Below are 19,927 nucleotides of genomic sequence, written 5' to 3'. Positions count from 1 at the left end.
AAACCCGTCCGCGTGATGAATTACGAACACAATTGTTTGAGGAGGCGCAGTGGATTCTCCGAAGACTGAGATGGAACGCAAAGATCCTTCGGATGGTCAGGTCTCTCCCGGCACCCTCTACCTCGTCGCAACTCCCATCGGCAACCTCGACGACATTACGTATCGCGCGGTCAAAGTGCTTGGCTCCGTCGACCTCATTGCGGCAGAGGACACCCGGAAGACGAAGATCCTGCTGGATCACTACGCCATCAGCAAGCCGATGCTGAGCTACTTCAGCTACAACGAACGTCAGCGGACTCCTCAGTTGATTGAGAAACTTCAACAGGGCATTTCGATCGCTCTTGTGTCCGATGCAGGCACACCCGGCGTTTCAGACCCGGCGTACTACATTGTTCGGTCTGCTCTGGAGTCGGGTATACCGATCATCCCCATACCCGGTCCATCAGCGTTCATATCTGCATTGATCGTCAGCGGACTGCCGACTGACCATTTCGTTTTCGAGGGTTTCCTGCCCGTCAAGAAGGGGAGAAAGACCAGACTCGGAATCCTATGCACTGAGCCCAGAACCATAATCTTCTATGAATCGCCTCATCGGATACTGAAAACGCTCGAAGAGATCCGCGTGACGTTTGGGGAACGCAACGTCGTCGTCGCCAGAGAACTAACCAAGAAGTTTGAAGAAATCGTCCGTGGACCCATCTCCTCCGTTCTGGCGAGCCTGACGTCCAAACCCACACGTGGGGAGTATGTCTTGGTCGTAGAAGGGTTCAAGGCCGAATAGCCCCCCAAAGCTCCATTCTTTGCACCTTTTTTGCCATCCCGAATTCCTGATCCTCACCGAACCTACCGTCAACGCCTTTGACTATCAGTCATTGGCTAACAGTCATCGGCCGCTAGTCATTGACAATTGGCCATTATTTTCCCTCTTGACAGGAACCTCGGATTGTTGTATATTGTTAGCACTCAAGAGCATAGAGTGCTAATTCTTAGTGCCTTCCATAAGTCTTTAAAATACATAATCTTATATAGGAGGTATATCATATGAATCTGAAGCCATTGGCAGATCGTGTAGTTGTAAAGCCGTCGGCCGCAGAAGAGAAGACCAAGGGCGGAATCATCGTTCCGGACACCGCCAAAGAGAAGCCAGTTTGGGGTTCAGTTGTCGCAGTTGGCCCGGGAAAGTTCTCAGATGAGGGCAAATTGATTACACCTGAGGTGAAGGTTGGAGACAGCGTGCTGTATGGAAAGTATTCCGGCACGGAAGTAACCATCGACAGCGAAGAGCTCCTCATCATGCGTGAGAGCGATATCTTTGCCATTATGCCGAAAAAGTAATTTCTGACGAAAGGAGATTTAAAATTATGGGAGCAAAGTTAATCAACTTTGACACTGATGCCCGATCTGCATTGAAGCGTGGTGTCGATCAACTTGCAAATGCGGTAAAGGTCACGCTGGGACCCAAGGGTCGCAACGTCGTCATTGACAAGAAGTTCGGTGCGCCGACCATCACGAAGGATGGCGTTACTGTTGCGAAGGAAGTGGAACTCACGGATCCGATCGAGAACATGGGCGCTCAGATGGTACGCGAAGTTGCGTCGAAGACCTCTGATGTGGCCGGCGACGGAACAACGACCGCCACAGTGCTCGCACAGGCAATCGTTCGTGAAGGACTCAAGAACGTCACGGCCGGTGCCAATCCGATGGATCTGAAGCGCGGCATCGATCTCGCCGTTCAGAAGATCGTCGAAGGCCTGAAGGAAATGAGCAAGACCGTGGGCGACGATAAGGAGAAGATTGCCCAGGTTGGATCAATCTCCGCCAACAACGATCGCGCAATCGGTGAGCTGATTGCCAACGCCATGGAAAAAGTCGGAAAAGACGGCGTGATCACAGTTGAGGAAGCAAAGGGAACTGAGACGACGCTCGATGTGGTCGAAGGTATGCAGTTCGACCGCGGCTACCTCTCTCCGTACTTTGTGACAGACGCGGAGACAATGGAAACCATTCTTGAAGATCCGTACATCCTGATCCACGACAAGAAGATCAGCGCGATGAAGGATCTTCTCCCGATGCTCGAGAAGGTTGCGCAGTCTGGTCGTTCGATTCTCGTTATCGCAGAAGAAGTCGAAGGCGAAGCACTGGCGACCCTCGTGGTCAACAAACTGCGCGGCACACTCCGCGTCTGCTCTGTGAAGGCTCCGGGATTCGGAGATCGGCGCAAAGCGATGTTGGAGGATATCGCAGTTCTGACAGGCGGCACCGTGATTTCGGAAGAGAAGGGCTTCAAGCTCGAAAACGCTCAGCTCTCCTACATGGGAACGGCAAAGCGCGTCACAATCGACAAAGACAACACAACGGTTGTCGAGGGTGCGGGCAAGAAGGAAGACATCAAGAAACGCATCAACGAGATCAAGCAGCAAATCGACAAGACCACATCGGACTACGACAAGGAGAAGCTGCAGGAGCGTTTGGCGAAGTTGTCGGGTGGTGTTGCCGTGCTGAAGATCGGTGCATCGACTGAAGTCGAGATGAAGGAGAAGAAGGCACGTGTCGAGGACGCGCTGCACGCTACACGCGCTGCGGTGGAAGAAGGCATCGTTCCCGGTGGTGGCGTCGCATATCTGCGCTGCCAGAAGAAGCTCGAAGAAGTCAAAGCGGCCAACGAAGACCAGAAGATCGGCGTCGAGATTATCCGTCGTTCAGTCGAAGAGCCCATTCGATTGATCGTCGAGAATGCCGGCCTCGAAGGTTCCGTTGTTGTCAACAAGATCAAAGAAGGCAAGGACGACTACGGTTTCAACGCTCAGACTGAGCAGTACGAGAACCTGATCAAAGCCGGTGTCATCGACCCGACGAAGGTCGCTCGTATCGCTTTGGAGAATGCTGCCAGCGTTGCTGGACTTCTGTTGACGACGGAAGCAACAATCGTTGAGAAGCCAGAGAAGGACAAGTCGCCCGCGATGCCTCATCCGGGTGGTATGGGCGGGGATATGTACTAGCCCCCCATTACCAGAAGTGCTCCAACACCCTCCTGTTCAATACGAGCAGGAGGGTTTTTGTTTTAACAAGGGTGATGGTCCCTTATCCGGAATAAGCCGGAGTGCGGGCTACCTTTCCGATTCACGTGAAGTGCGTGGCACTTCCACGCTCACCGTCGATAGTACCACGCGTCTGCGATATCCGGCCGTCTTGCTTGTACTTCCATATTTGGCTACATTGACCTTGCTTATGCGCATTCCCGTCGAGAAAATTGAAGAAATACGCTCCGCAAATGACATCGTTGATGTGATTTCGCAGCATGTGCGGCTGAAAAAGCGGGGGAAGAACTTCGTCGGCCTTTGCCCCTTTCACCAGGAAAAGACCCCATCGTTCACCGTAAGCACGGAAAAACAGGTCTTTCACTGCTTCGGCTGCGCGAAGGGGGGAAACGTCTTCACGTTTGTGATGGAGTTTGAAAAAGTCTCTTTTACGGAAGCTGTCAGATCGCTCGCAGAGAAGGCGGGAATTACGATCTCCTTCACGGAGGCAGATCAGGAACAGCAGAACGAAATCGAAGGCCTCTATAATGCCTGCCGGTTTGCGGGACTGCATTTCTATACAAGTCTTACGAAGACTGATGAAGGGCGCGGCGCCGTCGAGTACTATCATCAACGCGGGTTTACCGATGAGACAATCAGGACGTTCGGCCTCGGATACTCACTCCATTCGTGGGATGGGTTCCTCAACCGGGCAAAGGAAGAAGGGCTCAAACGGGAAGACCTTCAAAAAGCCGGCCTGATCAGGACGAGGGAGGATGGCACCGATTACGACTATTTCCGAGGCCGGGCAATGTTCCCGATTTTCACGACCACGGGGAGAGTCGTGGGCTTCGGTGCAAGAAAGCTCCGCGAAGACGATCCGCTCGGCAAGTACATCAATTCGCCTGAAACCCCGATTTACAACAAAAGCCGCATCCTCTACGGCCTCTTCCATTCAAAGGACGCAATCCGCACGGAAGACAATTCCTTGATGGTGGAAGGATATGCCGACTTGATTTCGCTCTACCAGGCGGGGATTCAGCATGTCGTTGCCTCCAGCGGCACGGCGCTCACGGAGGAACAGGTTCAACTCATTTCACGTTATAGCAAGAAGCTGACGCTCGTGTACGACGCCGATTCGGCCGGATCCAACGCGACAATCCGGGGGATGGACATCGCCCTTGCGCAGGACCTGGATGTTACGATCGTCCAGCTGCCGGAAGGGGAAGACCCTGATTCGTTTGTGAAGAAATCGGGGGGGAAAGAATTCCGGAAACTTCTCGATCAGGGAGTATCCTTCATCGATTTCAAGGCAAAACAATTCCTGAAGGCCGGCGCCTTCTCAACCCCTGAAGGAAAGGCACAGGCGGTGAGGTCCATCGTCCAATCGATTGCGAAGATGAAGGACGAGCTGAAGCGGAATTTCTATATCAAAGAGGTCGCCACAAAGTACGATATCTACGAGTCTGTTCTCTACCGTGAATTGGATCGATGGACTGTCGACAAAAATCGTCCGGTCAGCAGCCGGCCCGACTTCGCTCAACGGTTGCAGACGGCTTCCGAGACTTCAAAGACCGGAAGCGTACCTGCCGGCAAGAAAGAAGCTCCCGTGGCAGAGCGCGACATCCTGAAGCTTCTGCTCGAGCATCAGGCCGACATGGTCGGTTTCATTTTTTCCTACATCACCGTTGACGACATCTCCGATCCGCAGTTCAAGAAGATTATCGAGTTTCTTCTCGCCCGGTTCGATGAGAAGGGGCCTGGAACGGTAACGGAGTTTGTGAATGAAATCGAAGACCCGGTGTCCAAGGGTCTCGTGACCGACATCGTGATGAGCAAGTACGACATCAGCAAGAGGTGGGAGAGTAGTGAGATGGTCTTTGAGGAAGTCGATCCCTGGAGGGTTGCCCGGGATGCGATTGTCGCGATGGTCAAGAGGAAACTCCACGCACAGATTGAAATCAACCGGCGCGCACTGAAGGACGCTTCCGCCCGGGGTGCCGATGTGCAAGCGTTGATGCAGCGAAACCAGGAATTGACGGCTCAGTTGGGTAATGTCGATGCAGGCATGCTTTTCAAGCCCAGCTGACAGTTATGCTTTGTTGGTGTTGAGTAGATTGCGATTTCACAGCCACATGTTTTGATTCTCTCACAGTGATTGAAGAGGTTCGATTGCCGCGCACGACGCCACTGATGATCTACCTGGTCCCCGGGAAATGCGATTTCTGCGGTTGCTGCGTCGGTGTGTGTCCCGAGGACGCCATCGAACTCCTTGAATCCGAGATACGGATCATCGACGAGCGCTGCACGAACTGCCGCAAGTGCGTTTGGGCGTGTCCGTGGGAAGTGATTGAATTCCATCGTGAAGGCATCGACCATCTGCCGAAAGAGATGTCGCTGCCGCAGGAACATCCCCCCTCATTCTAGAGATCAAGAGACCGATGAACGATGCGTATGACGTCATTATCGTAGGAGCGGGACCCGCCGGATCAACGGCCGCCCGGTTCGCTGCCGCCGGAGGAGCCTCTGTCCTTGTCCTGGAGAAAGACCGGGACGTCGGGTATCCTGTCCGGTGCGGAGAAGCGGTCAGCCATGAAGGGGTCGTTCAGTTTATCGAACCTGACCAGCGTTGGATTGCCGCGACGGTCACGAAATTCAGAATCATCTCCCCGGACGGCAACTCGATCGTGCCGCGGCTCGACGGCGTTGCATACGTTCTTGAACGGCGGATCTTCGACTACGAGCTTGCGAAGCTTGCAGTCCGTGAAGGAGCGGAGGTCGTCACGAAGGCGTATGCGTACGATCTTCTGAAAGAAGACGGCCGGGTGGTCGGTGTGCGCGCGATCATCAAGGACAAGAAAGTCGAGATCCGATCGAAGGTGGTTGTTGGGGCCGACGGTGTGGAGAGTCGGGTCGGCAAATGGGGCGGGATCGATACAACATGTCACATCCACGACATGGAGAGCTGTGCTCAGTTCACGCTTTCAGGCATCCAGGTGGAACAGGGAATCCTCGAATTCTACTTTGGTGATAACGTTGCCCCCGGCGGATATCTCTGGGTCTTTCCAAAAGGGAAAGACAGTGCAAACGTCGGCATCGGCATCAGCGTCGAGTTGGCGAAAGAAAAGTCGGCAGTGCGATACCTGGAAGAATTTGTCGGGAAGAAGTATCCGAACGCAGCGATTCTCACCCGGATCGCGGGAGGTGTCCCGTGTGCAAAAACGTGTGACGACATCGTGAAGGGATCTGTGCTCCTCGTGGGAGATGCGGCCCACCAGGTCAATCCGACGAGCGGTGGGGGGATCATCAGCGGGATGATCGGGGGCATGATCGCCGGTCAGATCATCGCTGAAGCCGTGGCGAAGAACGATATGGCGCATCTTGATGAGTATCAGAAGCGTTGGAGCAAACGGCTTGGCTGGCGTCACGAAGTGTTCTACAGAATCAAGGAAGCGATCTCCTCATTCTCCGACGAGACCTTGAACAAGATCTGCATCGATGGACTGAAGCTGCCGGAAGAGAAACGAACAGTCGGGGGCATTTTCCGGACAGCGCTCTGGAACCAGCCTTCGATTCTCCTGGATGTCGCGAAAGTGTTCATTTCCTGACGGCTGTTATGAAGGAAACATCGATCTAACCCTTACTCGGAGTCTTCCACTCTCTCCCTGCCTTGATACTCTGAGCACCGTGCAGTATATTGATCAATAACCATTGATGCGGAGCAGTGAAAGAACGCACATTTGAGAATGTTCTCATCGTTCGGACCGATCGGATCGGTGATGTCGTTCTGACACTCCCGATGGTCCCGGTGTTGCGTGAGAGCATGCCGCGGATCAGAATCTCGATGCTGCTTCGGTCTTACACCAGCGCGTTGGTTGAAGGATTTGCCGGGCTCGATCACATCATTTCCTGCGACACATCGGGGGAGCAGAAGGGGTTTCTTGCGTTGCTTGCAGAGCTTCGGGCTCAGCGATTTGATCTTGCCATTGTTTCCCACCCGACTCTCCGTATTGCACTTCTGACAGCGCTTGCCGGTGTGCCGGTACGCGTGGGGTCGGGATATCGATGGTATTCGTTCCTATTCAACAAGAGAGTTTTTGAGCACCGCAAAACCGCTGAGAGGCATGAGGCGGAATACAACCTTTCGTTGCTTCAGGAAATTGGGATTCGCACTCCAGGCGTTCCCCGAATCATACTCCCCCTCGCGAAAGGGGCGCATGAAGCCGCCGCCGAAGAACTCAAGAGACTCGGCATTGGGCAGACGGAGAGGTTCGTGGTGATCCACCCGGGTAGCGGAGGATCAGCACGGGATTGGAGTGCGCAGAACTTCGGCGACCTCGCAAAGGGTCTGGCTGCCGATGGTGCCAGAGTCGTTGTCACAGGGATTGCAGCAGAGGAGGAACTGGTGAGGCAGGTATTGACGCGTGCTGGGGGAGCTGCTGTGGGGAGCGTGGGCCGAATGCCGCTCAAGGTCCTGGCGGCGTTTCTTGGTAATGCGGAGCTTTTCGTTTCAAATTCCACGGGGCCGCTGCACATTGCCGCGGCGACCGGAACGCCGGTGATCGCCTTCTATCCCCCTATTCTCGCATGCAGCCCCCGCCGCTGGGGGCCGCTGAGTGACAGGAAGGCTGTCTTCATGGCTGATAATGTCGTGTGCCCGCGCTGTAAAGGGGGGCCATGCCAGGGAAATGACTGCATGGACCAGATCAAGGTTGGGGAAGTGCTGAATGCAGCCCGGAACCTCATTTCCCGGAAAGAACGATCATAATGATGAACACGATGTGCGGACGCATTGCATTGACGGCGATTATTCTGACGGTCGCGATTTCCGCTGAAGTTGTGTCGCAAGACTCACTCGGCAGGGCGCTCTTGTCCCGGGGGAGTCTCTACGGGTCGAACACGATGCTCCGTACGGTTCCGCATGGAGCGTTCGCCGAAGGAGAGCGCCTGGTCTTCGATGTGGGTTACAGTTTCATAACCGCCGGGGAAGCAGTCATGAGCATCCCGAAATCCGATTCGATGTTCGGTCGGTCGGTGTATCAGGTTCTCTTCACCGTGAATTCGACGAAGACGTTCTCCTGGATCTATAAGGTGGATGACCGCTACGAGACGTATCTTGATGTGCTCGGGATTTTCCCTTGGCACTTCACGCAAAGGGTGCGGGAGGGATCTTACAGCCGGGATTTCAGCGCCTGGTTCGATCAGGTGAAAAACATCGCGTATTCTGGTGACAAGCAGTACCCAATCCCGCCGTACGTCCATGACGCGGTGTCGGCGTTCTATTTTATCCGGACGCTCGACTACTCGAAGTCCCGCATTGGCGAGAAGATGATGCTGCAGAATTTTTTCAGAGACACAACGTATTCGCTCGAGGTGAAATTCCTGGGCCGGCAGAGGATCGAGGTGGACGCGGGAACGTTCAACTGCATTATTGTCGAGCCGCTCATGAAAGAGGGAGGGCTGTTTAAGAGCGAGGGGAGGGTCCTCATCTGGCTGACTGACGATGAACGGAAGATTCCGGTCAAAGTAAGCACAAAGGTTGTCGTTGGATCCATCGATGCGGAGTTGAGAGAATACTCCGGCATCAACGGCCCCATAGGGGCAAAGGTACGGTAACTGCCATGTCAAAATACAAACAGATCAAGCTCTCCGGTATCAAGACCATTTCCATCGCCAAGCGGAAAAGCAAGGTCTCGCCGAAAGACTTTGCCCGCGTGATCGATCCCCGGAAGGCACGCGTCGCCGAATTTGTGGATTCACTGCCGCGCATCCTTATGGCGGACGAGCTGCGTGAGCTTGTGAGCGACATTGAACGCTCCCGTCGCCGCAAGAAACCGGTGATCCTGATGATGGGCGCCCACGTCATCAAGGTGGGCTTGTCTCCTCTGATCATCGATCTGGTCAGGCGGGGAGTGATCACCCACGTGGCTATGAACAGTGCCTCGGCTATCCATGACGTCGAAACCGCGATGTGGGGACAGACTTCTGAAGATGTGGCAGTCAACATCATGGACGGGAAATTCGGGATGTCGAAGGAGACGGGAGAATTCATCAACCGCGCGCTCGTACGCGGGTTTGCCGAGACCAGCGAAGGGTATGCCGAGACGCTTGCAAAGAAACTCATCGCTTCGAAAGCTCCGCACCTTTCTGTCAGCATTCTTGCGGCGTGCTACGAGCAGAATGTCCCCGTCACGGTCCATGCCGCAATCGGAACCGACATCATACACCAGCAGCCAACGATGGACGGAGCGGCCACAGGCGAAATGAGTTTCCGAGATTTCAAGATCTTCGCAAACTCCGTCAAGGAACTCAAAGGGGGCGGAGTTGTTCTGAACGTGGGGTCTGCAGTGATTCTCCCGGAGGTATTTCTGAAAGCGCTCACGGTCGCCCGCAATCTTGGATACAAAGCGCAGGGGTTCTCAACGGCGAATTTTGATATGATCAGACAATACCGCCCTCAGGTAAACGTCGTGGAACGGCCGACGCGGACGTCTGGAAGAGGATATTCTTTCACCGGGCATCACGAAATCATGATTCCATTGCTCGCATCGATGATCAAGCTGCACGTGACCAAAGGATAGATGTCCTTGACTCATCTGACCGAACCATCGATGCCCGCACCCGTGCCGCCTCCGACGGCGCCTTTTGTTGAGAGGTACGGCATCTCGCCAGTCTTGTTCGCCTTCGTATGCCTCCTGATCGTCTTCGTGTTGTATCAGCTCATCGGCGGATTCCTCACCCTGTTGTTGGTGGGCAGCAAGGTGACTCCCGACAATGTGATGATGCACAGAATCTTCACGATGTCCGGGCAGATTCTGTTCATACTGGTTCCAACCCTCATGTTCGCGCGGTTGCTGGACCATCGATTCGCCGGTGTGTTCCCATGGCGCATGCCGAAAGCGGGTGAGTCGGTCTTTGCGGTTCTTAGCCTTCTCTTTCTTCAGGAGGTTATGCAAATATATATGTATTTCCAGGACCGGATCCCCCTCCCTCAAGGGCTGAAAGAGATTGTCGAACCAGCGAAGCAACTCGTGGAAGAGATGTTCCGCACACTCGTCTCGGCCAACAGTGCGTGGGAACTCATGCTCGTGGTTCTTGTCGTAAGCATTACACCCGCAATCGTGGAAGAGCTTCTGTTTCGCGGACTGGTGCAAAGCAGCTTTGAACGGAGAATGAAAGCCATGAATGCCGCGATCTGGACGGGCGTTATCTTCGGTTTATTCCATTTTAACCCGTTCGCGCTTGTGCCCTTGATTATTCTGGGTTGTTTTTTTGGGATTCTCCGGATGCGTTCGAGAAGCATCGTAATTGCGATGAGCCTTCATTTCCTGAACAACGGACTCGCCGTGGTCGTCTCGTTTTTCCAGATGGATGACAAGATGGTTCTCGGCGCCGCCAAAGGAGTGGAGATCAACCCTGCAGCGATCCTTGCGCAGCTCTTCCTGTTTTCCATGCTTTTCGTTGTTTCATTCACCTCCTATCTGCGTGTGACGGCTGACGTAAGAGCGGCGGATGACGCCCATAGGTAGGCCGTCGTGCGATGTCCCTGTGGTGAATGGTGGTGCCATCAGAAACTCTCTTTGATCTAGAACTGTTCTTCTTGGTATGGAGTCACCCGTGAAATCATCACGTTTCAGTTCACTCCCGACGCGCCTTGCCGTGGCCCTGGTGGCAATCCCCGTCATTGTCTGGGCTGCGATGGCCGGAAGTTATTTCTTTTTTGCCCTCGTGGCCGTGATCTCCGCCGTATCGTTGCATGAGTTTTACGTCCTCGCCGAGACGAAAGGTGCCTTTCCACAAAAAGCAGTGGGCATAGCGGGCGGATTCCTGGTGAACGCGGCATTCATCTACGAGCGGCTGCAGGTGGAGGTATTCAGTTTCTTTGCTTCCCGGGGATTCCCTCTTTCCATGTTCTCGCAGCTGCAATTCCTTCTGGTTACACTTCTTGTCTTCCTTCTGGTTGTTCTTTTGATTGAGTTGTTCCGCCAGAAGGGATCTCCAATGATGAACGCGGGGGCGACGGTATTCGGAGTGATGGTGGTCTCGTTGTTTTTCGGCACGCTCATCGAGATTCGTGAATTGTTCCCGTTCGGCTTTCCTGTTTCCAAATTTTTCAGCGTCGCAATGGCCGGCGACCTGGAGCTTGCCACGATCTCCCGCTGGGGCGGCTACACGATCGTGTCACTCCTTGCGAGCATCTGGATTTGCGACACGGCAGCGTATTTTGGCGGGTTGACGTTCGGGCGTCACCGGCTGTTCGAACGTGTGAGTCCGAAGAAATCATGGGAAGGCGCTGTCTTCGGGTTTGTCGGCGCTGTGCTTGCGATGCTCGCAGCACGCGCTCTCGTTCTCGACTATCTCCGACTTCAGGATGCTTTGATCCTCGGCGTCATTGTCGGGATCTTCGGACAACTTGGGGATCTTGTTGAGTCGAGATTCAAGCGCGACGCGAACGTGAAGGACTCGTCTGCGCTCATCCCCGGCCACGGCGGAGTGTACGATCGATTCGACAGCCTGGTGTTTGTAGCCCCCATTGTGTATCTTTACATTGATTTTGTCGTGCTCTCGTGACCACTTTCAAAAATAACCTGAAGCCGAAAATCAGCATCGTGACTCTGGGATGTTCGAAGAACCTCGTAGACAGCGAAGTGCTGCTTGGGCAGCTTACCGGAGGGAAGGCAAACATTGTCGATGACGTGGACGACGCCGACATTGCTGTGATCAATACATGCGGCTTCATCGAGGCAGCGAAGCAGGAATCCATCGACGCGATTCTCGAGGCGGTCGAGAGGAAGAACCAGGGGAAGCTGAAAAAGGTCGTGGTGATGGGCTGTCTTTCCGAGCGTTTTGCGAAGGATCTTGCGGCTGAAATCCCCAGCGTTGACGCCTATTTTGGCTCCCACCACATCGCTCAAATTGTTCGTGAGCTCGGGGTTGAATACAGGGAGGAGCTTCTCGGTGAACGCCAGCTTACAACACCCTCCCATTACGCGTATCTAAAAATCTCCGAGGGATGCGACAATCCCTGCTCGTTCTGCGCAATTCCGTTGATGCGAGGCCTGCATGTTTCACGGCCGCTCGGACAACTCGTCACCGAAGCGCATCATCTCGCTTCCCGCGGCGTAAAAGAACTCATACTGATCGGTCAGGACACGACGTACTATGGTCTTGACCTGCAGAAGGATCGTCAGCTCGACGCACTGCTGAGCGAGCTCGCAGGTGTTGAGGGAATCGAATGGATCAGGCTGATGTACGCCTATCCCGCGAAATTTCCCAAGAGCATTCTGAGCGTCATCCGCGACAACCCGAACATCTGCCGCTATCTTGACATGCCTATTCAGCACGTTGCGGACGAGGTCCTGAAGTCCATGCGAAGAGGCGTCACGAACCGGTCTCTGAGAGATCTCCTCTCTGAGATCAAGACCGCCGTCCCGGGCATAGGCCTGCGGACAACGCTGATAGTCGGATATCCGAACGAAACCGACGACGATTTTGAGCAGCTGTGCGAATTTGTAAATGAAGTGAGATTCCATCGGCTCGGAGTTTTTACGTACTCTCAGGAAGAGGGGACCACGGCGTTTGACCTGGGTGATCCCATTCCGACAGAGCTTAAAGAAGAGCGACGGGCCAGAATCATGGAATTGCAGCAGCGGATTTCAGAAGAACACAATGAGTCGATCGTTGGGTCGGATGTCAGGGTCCTGATCGACAGAGTTGAAGATGAGTTCTTCGTAGGACGGACGGAGTGGGACGCACCTGAAATTGATCAGGAAGTATACGTAAAGAGCTCGGCGGCCCTGCCAATCGGGAGTTTTGTGGACGCCCATGTGACGCGCTGCACGGAGTACGATCTCTATGCAGAGGTGTCCGGAACCACCATTGATAGAAGGATATAGGACCATGCGCATCACCAGAGGTCTGTTCATCATCTTGGGGTTATTTGGAATGGCGATGTCGCTCGTCACGACCGGGCACGCTCAAACGGAGATGCGGCGGGGGCTCGTGGAAGCCGGACCCGCGTTCTACGCCGATGCCATTGCCTATGCGTCGGATCAACCTCAGAAATCGCGTCTCGATGTCTATGTGCAAGTTCCGCATGAGGAGATCCGGTTCGTCAAAGAAGGGGATCAATACATCGGCCGCTACGAGATTACGCTTTCTCTGTTTAGTCCATCCAAAACTCTGACGCACGAGCAAACCTGGACTGTCGATGTCCCCGTCGCTGAGTTTTCCCAGACCACGCAAAGTAAGCTCCACAGTCTGACACACCGGACCGTGGACGTTGAACCGGGAAATTATCAAATGACGATCCAGCTCCGGGATCAGGAATCGCGCAAGTCTTCTCAGCTGAAGAAGTCGCTTCTCATCACTGATTTCACCAAGGATTCTCTCTCTCTGAGTGATATCATGCTCGTGAACCGGTTGTCGACAGATGGAGAGAAGCGGACGATTGTCCCGAACATCCCGGGAAGCGTCAGCAATCTCGCCGAAGGGTTCTTCGTGTTCTTCGAAGCCTACACGCGGCATGCGTTCGACTCGCTGGTGTTTGAATCGAAGATCTACGATTCGAGGAAAAACGAAGTGGCCAGTTACACTCAGTCAGAGGCCACCGTCGGGACCAAGACGCAGATTTTTCTGAAACTTGACAGCACCGGGCTGCGCATGGGGACGTACTACCTTTCCGTTGTTGCGGCAGGCAAGGTCGGCTCGGGCACCGGTCAAGTCACAGTCAAGTCCTCGACTTCCAGAACGTTTACTGTGCGCTCGGCGGATCTTCCGGTCGCAATTATCGACCTGCAAAAAGCGATCGATCAGCTGATCTATATCGCCCGTGAAGCAGAGCTGGATTATGTCCGCTCCGCTACGACCGAAGAAGACAAACGTAAAAGGTTTCTCGAGTTCTGGTCCAAACGTGACCCCGATCCTCAAACCCAGCGGAACGAGCTTATGGAGGAATACTACGGCCGGGTCCAGTACGCGAATCAGTCCTTCACACACTACCTTGAAGGATGGCGGACGGACATGGGGATGGTGTTCATCCGGTTTGGAAGCCCTGACAACATCGAACGTCACCCGTTCGATGTCGATAACAAGCCGTATGAAATATGGTACTACTACCAATTGAATCGCCAATTCATTTTTGTTGACGAGACGGGATTCGGAGACTACCGGCTCCGTTATCCCACAACCGATCTGTGGGGAAGGATGCGTTGATCCTGATGCAGCGATTTCGGACACGAAAAGCCAGCGCGGCATGCAGTTCGCCTGGCTTTTTCCATTTGGCCGTATGGTGTTGCGCGTTCGTGTTGTGTCCATGCATGGTCGCAGCCCAGTCTGAACGCCGTGTCAGCGCGATCGTTGTGACAGGGAATTCAAGAGTGTCCAGCGCGACAATCCGTTCCTGGATGGAGACGAAAGAAGGGGGCTCGTTCTTACCGTCGGATTCAGCGCGCATCGCAGCCGGGTTTTCTTCAGAGGGTTTTCTCTTCGCAGCGGTCGATTCGGTACGGTTGATCCCGATGGCAGACAGCTCGACGGTAACTGCCGTGATCTCGGTGCATGAGGGTAAGAGGGCCTTTGTTGCTTCGGTAAAGATGGAGGGGCTGAAATCGCTCGAACAGGTGGATGCCGAACGCCTCATCGAAACACAGATAGGGACAAAGTTCGTACCGGCCATTCTCGAACGTGATGTGAGCAGATTGCTTGACAGCTATGAACAATCGGGGTTTCCGTTCGCGAAGATCGAGATCCGGGATATCCGCTTCGAGGAGCTGAAGGACTCTGTCGCGACTTTTCTGACTCTCGCCATCGCCGAAGGGGCATTGGCGAAGATTCGCGATCTTCGAATCGAGGGGAACACAACCACAAAAACCAGCGTCATCACGCGGGAGGCCCGCCTGGTTGAAGGGGAGGTGTTGCGCGGAGGCCACCCGATGCTCGTCAAGCAGCGGCTCGAACATATGCAGCTGTTTTCCAGTGTCTCAATGCCGGAGCTCTTTGTGAACCAGGATGGGACTGTCGGACTCCTGGTGAAAGTGACCGAAGGAAACCCGAACCGGTTCGACGGAGTCGTCGGTTATGTTCCCTCGGGTAGTACAGGCACGGGCGGATACCTCACCGGGTTGGTTGACGTCCAGTTCCGCAACATTCTTGGAACGGCGAGAAAGCTCACGGCACGATGGTATCGGGAAACGGAGTCGTCACAGGAAATCGAACTGCGCTATCGCGAGCCATGGATTGCATCGCTCCCCCTCAATGGTGAAGCCGGATTTGCACAGAGAAAACAGGATTCGACCTTCATCCGCAACGAATACAGGTTCTCTGGTGAACTCATGGCCACCGACGAACTCAATCTTGGAGTTGTGTTTTCAAGTGAGCGTGTCCTGCCGACGGAAGGTTTTGGCGTCCTTGTCGCAAGTAAAAGTCATACGACGAGCGTCGGAGTGTCTGTCTCGTATGATTCACGGAACGATCCCGTCACGCCTTCGAGTGGATTGAGGTATCGCACCGAGTACCAGACGGGTGTCAAAGAGACGCAGAACTCGCTGTCGTCGTCGAGTGATCATGCGTCCACTCAGAAGCTGGCGTTTGATCTGGAGTACGACATCTCGCCGGTACAGAACCAGGTGCTTTCGGTGAGTCTGTCAGCAAGGAACTTCAGCAGCGGGGCCGTTGAGCAGAGCGACCTGTTCCGATTGGGAGGTTCAAATACGCTTCGTGGGTACCGGGAGGGACAGTTTCTGGGTTCCCGTGTCGCATGGTCGAATGCGGAATACCGGCTTCTGACTGGACCTCGCTCCTACGCATTCGGGTTCATCGACATCGGCTACATTCTCATGCCTGATCGCGCGCAGGCAGGTCTCGTGCAACAGGAAACCAACAAGATCGGATACGGCGCAGGAATACGTCTCGATACTCCGTTGGGACTTATGGGCGTCAGCCTCGCTTTCGGTGAGGGGGACACATTCAGTACCGCAAAACTCCATATACGGTTGATCAATGAATTTTAAGAATCTCGACCCGCGCATCGAACTGTTGCGCCCTGTCAACCTTGCGATTGTCTTTATGACTGTCGCGGTTGCGGGCGTCCTTGCCAAACCGTCCGGCTTGGACTGGCTGCTGATCATTGTTGCTTCCATCGCGGCGTCCTCGATTGCCGGCGGTGGAAATGCGATCAACGATTACTTTGACATCAAGACGGACAAAATAAACCGTCCTGATCGCCCGCTGCCGAGGGGAGCGCTCAAACTTGGCGACGCGAGAAGACTCTGGATCACCACATCTGCGTTCGGTCTCGTCTTGAGCCTTCTGCTTGGAATCTGGGGAGTCGTCATTGCAGTCGTCTGGGTTGGCGGGCTATATTTCTACAGCCAGCGTTTGAAAGGAACTGTTGTGGCAGGGAATGTCGCGGTGGCGTTCATGACAGCGCTCGCATTCCCCTTCGGTGCGGCCGTTGCGGGCCGTCCTGATCTCGGCATCTATCCCGCGATCTTCGCATTCCTCGCCAACCTTGCCCGGGAGCTTCTCAAAGACGTCGAGGATGTCGATGGCGATGCAACAGTGGGAGCCGAGACGCTCCCCGTAAAGCATGGTCCTGAGGCGGGGCTCCTTGGAGCGTCGATTGCCATCGGTGTGCTCATCCTGACGACGTTTGTGCCATTTGTTGCCGGAGTGTACGACCTGCGGTATCTGCTCGTTGTTCTCTTTGTGAACCTCGCTCTCGCGTATGTGATTATTGCGATGTGGTATGATTCAACGCTCTCGAATTTGAAGCGGTTAAGTCTTATCTTGAAAGTGTGTATGGTCGCCGGTATCTTTGCCGTGTTTCTTGGTTCCTGAATATGGAAGTGACGATCTCCAAGCCGAAGCAGAAGAAACAAGTCCCGACGCTCGAGTTGGAAGCGACGTATTGGGCTCAAGGGCTCGAACACATTGCCGGAGTTGATGAGGCAGGGCGTGGACCGCTCGCGGGGCCTGTGGTCGCAGGTGCTGTCATCCTTCCGAAAGGGCTCTGCATCGATGGGGTCAACGATTCGAAAAAGCTGAGCGCCAGGCAGCGGGAAGTGCTCTACCATCGGATCTTCGACGCGGCATTGTCCGTAGGCGTCGGCATCGTGAGCCATGAAGTAATCGATCGGATCAACATTTACCAGGCGTCGATTCTGGCAATGCGAAAAGCGATCGAGAACCTGACACTACCGCCGGCGATCGTTCTTGCGGACGGGAACAGCTTCAAACACGAAGAGCTACGATATCATAACGTGATCGACGGCGATGCGCTCTCGGTGACGATCGCCGCATCCTCAATCGTTGCGAAGGTGACGCGGGATAACCTGATGCGAGACTACCACGACCAGTACCCTGAATACGGATTCGATCGTCACAAGGGATATGGAACCAGGATTCATGTCGAAGCACTTCGGCACTACGGACTCTGCCCGATTCACCGCCGGACATTCCATATCCCGGAACTCAAAGAGCTCTCCACTGAAGGGCGCTCCGTGCGATGAACAAGCACCAGAAGGGACGATTGGGGGAAGATCTTGCGGCGCGGTTCCTCGAGGAACAGGGATACCGGATCATCGAACGCAACTACCGGTATGACCGGGGGGAGATCGATATCATCGCTCAGGATGGGACAATCCTCGTGTTCGTCGAGGTGAAGTCTCGCGAGAGCGAAGCGTCCGGGCCGCCCGAGGAATCGGTCACGCCCTCCAAGGAAGAGCAATTGAAGAAGGTGGCTGAAGGATACTTGTTCGAGCGCAACATTGAGCATCAGCCATGCAGATTTGACGTCGTTGCCATTACTATTGTGAATGGAATTCCAGGGATTCGCCTCCTGCAGAACGCAATCTCATAAGAAGGCCCCGGAGCAGGTCGGGATCTTCACACCCACACCAACAAGAATCAGATGAATCTCCTCAACAACAGTTCCGGAATCTATACCGACTACTACCAGCTCACAATGGCGCAGGGCTATTTTCTGACCGGTCGGTCTGATGCAGTGAGTTGTTTCGACTATTTCTTCCTGGAAAACCCTTTCCATGGTGGTTACGTACTCTTTGCCGGATTGACGGACGTTCTGGAAATGATCGAAGGGTTCTCGTTCAGCGATGAAATCATTGAGTATCTCAGGGGCCTCGGGTTGAAAGAGGAGTTCCTCCGGTATCTACGGTCGTTCAAGTTCAGGGGCTCGATCACTTCGGTACGGGAAGGAGAGGTCGTATTTCCGCTCGAACCGTTGCTGCGTGTCGAAGGTACGCTCATCGAGGCACAGCTCATTGAAACGCTTCTGTTGAACATACTGAATTTTGAATCGCTCATCGCGACGAAGGCTTCCCGGGTGAAGGCCGCGGCGGGAGGGCGTCGTGTGATGGATTTTGGTCTCAGGAGGGCTCAGGGGTTGGGCGGCATCCATGCGACGAAGGCCGCGATCATCGGCGGCATCGACGCCACTTCCAATGTCTACGCGGCGTTTCACAACGACCTCGAGGTGTCAGGCACGCAGGCCCATTCGTGGGTGCAAAGCTTCAGCGATGAACTGACCGCGTTCCGCAAGTTTGCCGAGGTCTATCCCGATAGCTGCATCCTGCTTGTCGATACGTACAATACACTGCGCAGTGGAGTCCCGAACGCGATCATCGTGGCGAAGGAGTTGGAGCAACGAGGCCATCGCATGGCAGCTATTCGTCTCGATAGTGGTGACCTGGCTTACTTGTCGAAGCATGCGCGGACCATGCTCGACCAGGCAGGGCTCTCGTATGTGAAGATTACGGTGTCGAACCAGCTCGATGAATATGTGATCCGAAGTCTGCTGGAAGACCAGGGAGCCCCGATTGACATGTTTGGCGTTGGAACGCGGCTGGTAACCGGACAGCCTGCTGCCGCTCTGGATGGCGTCTATAAATTGAGCATGTGCGATGGAGAGCCACGGCTCAAGTTCTCCGAGAATTACACCAAGCTGACGCTGCCAGGCGTCAAGAGTATTCATCGGTTCCTGAACGAAGACGGAATCTTTACAGCAGATGGTGTGACGCTCGACGGAGAGCCTTCACCAGAGAGTATTTATCATCCCTTTTTCTCTGAACAGCGAAGCAACCTGAAACAATGCACCTCCGAACCGCTGATGCACAAGGTCATGGAAGGGGGACGCACATTGGTCAGGAGCAGCGTCCACGAAAGCGCACAGTATGTCCAGGAGCGGCTGCTGCATCTCGCGGCGGAGCACAAACGCTTCGAGTTCCCGCATATCTATCGCGTTGGAATCTCGCAGAAACTTCTGGGTTTGCGGGCACGATTGGTCGAGGGATTTCAGCAACAGTTCTGAGGCAACAAAGGAGGCGATGGTGAAGGGCTTGTTGATCGTCGATGTACAGAATGACTTCTGCCCGGGCGGCGCCCTGGCGGTGACTGACGGAGACAAGGTGGTCCCCGTTATCAATCTCCTTTTGGGTCATTTTGACGTTGTTGTAGCTTCGAAAGACTGGCATCCGACCGCGTCTGTCCACTTCAAGAAATGGCCGCCGCACTGTGTTCGAGACACGGCCGGCGCAGAATTTCACCCGCAACTGCTGAGAGGCAAGATTCAACAGGTCTTTCTCAAAGGCACGCACGACAAAGATGACGGGTATTCCGCCTTCGAGGCCACGAATGTGGACCTGGGCACCTACCTGAGACAAGCAGACATCACCGAACTGTACGTTGTCGGCCTTGCCACCGATTACTGTGTGAAGGCCTCCGCATTGGATTCCGCGAAGAGTGGATTTCACACGTATGTGGTGACCGACGCTGTGGCTGCCGTCAACGTCCGGCCGGATGACGGGGCACACGCTCTTGATGAAATGAAACTCGCGGGGATCACGCTCCTCGATTCTTCAGAGATCCGCTGATTGCCATCAGTGCCGGGGAGT

19 protein-coding genes are annotated in these 19,927 nt (G+C 54.5%); all 19 read left to right on the top strand.

Going from position 1 to position 19,927, the window contains the following annotated elements:
* Positions 1 to 70 precede the first annotated feature (70 nt).
* Positions 71 to 781 (top strand): 16S rRNA (cytidine(1402)-2'-O)-methyltransferase, encoded by a 711-nt coding sequence (gene rsmI, locus NTU47_09145; GenBank protein MCX6133962.1) that lies wholly within the window; start codon positions 71 to 73, stop codon positions 779 to 781.
* Positions 782 to 1,041: 260 nt separating this feature from the next.
* Positions 1,042 to 1,335, top strand: a complete 294-nt coding sequence (gene groES, locus NTU47_09140; GenBank protein MCX6133961.1) for a co-chaperone GroES — start codon at positions 1,042 to 1,044, stop codon at positions 1,333 to 1,335.
* 26 nt (positions 1,336 to 1,361) lie between these two features.
* Positions 1,362 to 2,999: a chaperonin GroEL gene (groL, locus tag NTU47_09135; protein MCX6133960.1), complete on the top strand. Its 1,638-nt coding sequence runs from the start codon at positions 1,362 to 1,364 to the stop codon at positions 2,997 to 2,999.
* Between the two features lie 229 nt (positions 3,000 to 3,228).
* Positions 3,229 to 5,106 (top strand): DNA primase, encoded by a 1,878-nt coding sequence (gene dnaG, locus NTU47_09130; protein MCX6133959.1) that lies wholly within the window; start codon positions 3,229 to 3,231, stop codon positions 5,104 to 5,106.
* Between the two features lie 83 nt (positions 5,107 to 5,189).
* Positions 5,190 to 5,444 (top strand): 4Fe-4S binding protein, encoded by a 255-nt coding sequence (locus tag NTU47_09125; protein MCX6133958.1) that lies wholly within the window; start codon positions 5,190 to 5,192, stop codon positions 5,442 to 5,444.
* 14 nt (positions 5,445 to 5,458) lie between these two features.
* Positions 5,459 to 6,625: an NAD(P)/FAD-dependent oxidoreductase gene (locus NTU47_09120; GenBank protein MCX6133957.1), complete on the top strand. Its 1,167-nt coding sequence runs from the start codon at positions 5,459 to 5,461 to the stop codon at positions 6,623 to 6,625.
* A 116-nt stretch (positions 6,626 to 6,741) separates the two neighbouring features.
* Complete coding sequence (locus NTU47_09115) at positions 6,742 to 7,785, top strand: glycosyltransferase family 9 protein (GenBank protein MCX6133956.1); 1,044 nt, start codon at positions 6,742 to 6,744, stop codon at positions 7,783 to 7,785.
* Complete coding sequence (locus NTU47_09110; GenBank protein ID MCX6133955.1) at positions 7,785 to 8,633, top strand: DUF3108 domain-containing protein; 849 nt, start codon at positions 7,785 to 7,787, stop codon at positions 8,631 to 8,633. Before NTU47_09115 ends, NTU47_09110 begins: the two co-directional genes overlap by 1 nt.
* Positions 8,634 to 8,638: 5 nt before the next feature.
* The gene (locus NTU47_09105) at positions 8,639 to 9,598 is read left to right on the top strand and encodes a hypothetical protein (GenBank protein MCX6133954.1); all 960 of its coding nucleotides are present in this window, start codon (positions 8,639 to 8,641) and stop codon (positions 9,596 to 9,598) included.
* On the top strand, positions 9,599 to 10,546 hold the full coding sequence (locus NTU47_09100) for a CPBP family intramembrane metalloprotease (protein MCX6133953.1): 948 nt from the start codon (positions 9,599 to 9,601) through the stop codon (positions 10,544 to 10,546). It abuts the gene before it with no gap.
* Between the two features lie 88 nt (positions 10,547 to 10,634).
* Positions 10,635 to 11,588: a phosphatidate cytidylyltransferase gene (locus NTU47_09095; GenBank protein ID MCX6133952.1), complete on the top strand. Its 954-nt coding sequence runs from the start codon at positions 10,635 to 10,637 to the stop codon at positions 11,586 to 11,588.
* Positions 11,585 to 12,913, top strand: a complete 1,329-nt coding sequence (rimO, locus tag NTU47_09090) for a 30S ribosomal protein S12 methylthiotransferase RimO (protein MCX6133951.1) — start codon at positions 11,585 to 11,587, stop codon at positions 12,911 to 12,913. Before NTU47_09095 ends, rimO begins: the two co-directional genes overlap by 4 nt.
* Before the next feature lie 4 nt (positions 12,914 to 12,917).
* The gene (locus tag NTU47_09085; GenBank protein ID MCX6133950.1) at positions 12,918 to 14,231 is read left to right on the top strand and encodes a GWxTD domain-containing protein; all 1,314 of its coding nucleotides are present in this window, start codon (positions 12,918 to 12,920) and stop codon (positions 14,229 to 14,231) included.
* 104 nt (positions 14,232 to 14,335) lie between these two features.
* Positions 14,336 to 16,027 (top strand): BamA/TamA family outer membrane protein, encoded by a 1,692-nt coding sequence (locus NTU47_09080; protein MCX6133949.1) that lies wholly within the window; start codon positions 14,336 to 14,338, stop codon positions 16,025 to 16,027.
* A complete protein-coding gene (locus NTU47_09075; protein ID MCX6133948.1) occupies positions 16,017 to 16,856 on the top strand; it encodes a geranylgeranylglycerol-phosphate geranylgeranyltransferase in 840 nt (279 codons plus the stop codon). Before NTU47_09080 ends, NTU47_09075 begins: the two co-directional genes overlap by 11 nt.
* A gap of 8 nt (positions 16,857 to 16,864) precedes the next feature.
* Positions 16,865 to 17,527 carry a ribonuclease HII gene (locus NTU47_09070; GenBank protein MCX6133947.1) on the top strand — a complete coding sequence of 221 codons (663 nt, stop codon included), beginning with the start codon at positions 16,865 to 16,867 and terminating at the stop codon, positions 17,525 to 17,527.
* Positions 17,524 to 17,877 (top strand): YraN family protein, encoded by a 354-nt coding sequence (locus NTU47_09065; protein ID MCX6133946.1) that lies wholly within the window; start codon positions 17,524 to 17,526, stop codon positions 17,875 to 17,877. The genes NTU47_09070 and NTU47_09065 overlap by 4 nt, the downstream gene beginning before the upstream one ends.
* 51 nt (positions 17,878 to 17,928) lie before the next feature.
* A complete protein-coding gene (locus tag NTU47_09060) occupies positions 17,929 to 19,344 on the top strand; it encodes a nicotinate phosphoribosyltransferase (protein ID MCX6133945.1) in 1,416 nt (471 codons plus the stop codon).
* Positions 19,345 to 19,360: 16 nt separating this feature from the next.
* The gene (locus NTU47_09055) at positions 19,361 to 19,906 is read left to right on the top strand and encodes an isochorismatase family protein (GenBank protein MCX6133944.1); all 546 of its coding nucleotides are present in this window, start codon (positions 19,361 to 19,363) and stop codon (positions 19,904 to 19,906) included.
* The last annotated feature ends 21 nt before the right edge of the window (positions 19,907 to 19,927 follow it).

The sequence above is a fragment of the Ignavibacteriales bacterium genome, from assembly GCA_026390595.1.
Classification (GTDB): domain Bacteria; phylum Bacteroidota; class Ignavibacteria; order UBA10030; family UBA10030; genus UBA9647.
This window is presented reverse-complemented; position numbering and strand designations above follow the sequence as displayed.

Coding starts and splice junctions, on each gene's coding strand:
- rsmI (MCX6133962.1), top strand. CDS start 71: ATGGAACGCAAAGATCCTTCGGATGGTCAGGTCTCTCCCGGCACCCTC.
- groES (MCX6133961.1), top strand. CDS start 1,042: ATGAATCTGAAGCCATTGGCAGATCGTGTAGTTGTAAAGCCGTCGGCC.
- groL (MCX6133960.1), top strand. CDS start 1,362: ATGGGAGCAAAGTTAATCAACTTTGACACTGATGCCCGATCTGCATTG.
- dnaG (MCX6133959.1), top strand. CDS start 3,229: ATGCGCATTCCCGTCGAGAAAATTGAAGAAATACGCTCCGCAAATGAC.
- NTU47_09120 (MCX6133957.1), top strand. CDS start 5,459: ATGAACGATGCGTATGACGTCATTATCGTAGGAGCGGGACCCGCCGGA.
- NTU47_09110 (MCX6133955.1), top strand. CDS start 7,785: ATGATGAACACGATGTGCGGACGCATTGCATTGACGGCGATTATTCTG.
- NTU47_09105 (MCX6133954.1), top strand. CDS start 8,639: ATGTCAAAATACAAACAGATCAAGCTCTCCGGTATCAAGACCATTTCC.
- NTU47_09100 (MCX6133953.1), top strand. CDS start 9,599: ATGTCCTTGACTCATCTGACCGAACCATCGATGCCCGCACCCGTGCCG.
- NTU47_09085 (MCX6133950.1), top strand. CDS start 12,918: ATGCGCATCACCAGAGGTCTGTTCATCATCTTGGGGTTATTTGGAATG.
- NTU47_09080 (MCX6133949.1), top strand. CDS start 14,336: ATGGTCGCAGCCCAGTCTGAACGCCGTGTCAGCGCGATCGTTGTGACA.
- NTU47_09075 (MCX6133948.1), top strand. CDS start 16,017: ATGAATTTTAAGAATCTCGACCCGCGCATCGAACTGTTGCGCCCTGTC.
- NTU47_09065 (MCX6133946.1), top strand. CDS start 17,524: ATGAACAAGCACCAGAAGGGACGATTGGGGGAAGATCTTGCGGCGCGG.
- NTU47_09060 (MCX6133945.1), top strand. CDS start 17,929: ATGAATCTCCTCAACAACAGTTCCGGAATCTATACCGACTACTACCAG.
- NTU47_09055 (MCX6133944.1), top strand. CDS start 19,361: ATGGTGAAGGGCTTGTTGATCGTCGATGTACAGAATGACTTCTGCCCG.